Source organism: Achromobacter sp. ACM02, from assembly GCF_014851605.1.
Taxonomy (GTDB): Bacteria; Pseudomonadota; Gammaproteobacteria; order Burkholderiales; family Burkholderiaceae_B; genus Achromobacter; species Achromobacter aegrifaciens.
Map to the genome: position 1 here is coordinate 1 of NZ_JACUZY010000030.1, position 386 is coordinate 386.

1 rRNA gene is annotated in these 386 nt (G+C 46.1%); it reads left to right on the forward strand.

Annotation, left to right across the window (positions count from 1 at the left end):
* A 16S ribosomal RNA gene (locus IB258_RS30240) occupies nucleotides 1–118 on the forward strand; the annotation flags it as partial.
* Between the last annotated feature and the right edge of the window lie 268 nt (nucleotides 119–386).

Below are 386 nucleotides of genomic sequence, written 5' to 3' on the forward strand. Positions count from 1 at the left end.
TTTACCAGAAGTAGTTAGCCTAACCGCAAGGGGGGCGATTACCACGGTAGGATTCATGACTGGGGTGAAGTCGTAACAAGGTAGCCGTATCGGAAGGTGCGGCTGGATCACCTCCTTTCAGAGCTTAGTGCTCGTGTTAAGCGTCCACTCTTATCGGTTGTTGTTGTAGCTGGAGTCAATATCATTGGCGCCGCGTAGAAGCTAACTCATAGCGCTGCATGCAGTGTTATGAGTTGGGTTTTACCCAACAGCTATATTTGTTCTTTAACAATCTGGAAGAAGCACAACGAAATGTGCTCATCGAGTAATCAGCTTGCTGATGAAGATGGGTACGGGTTGTGATTGCATTAATTTTGTTCCAAGTTCTCAAGACTGAGGTGAATAAC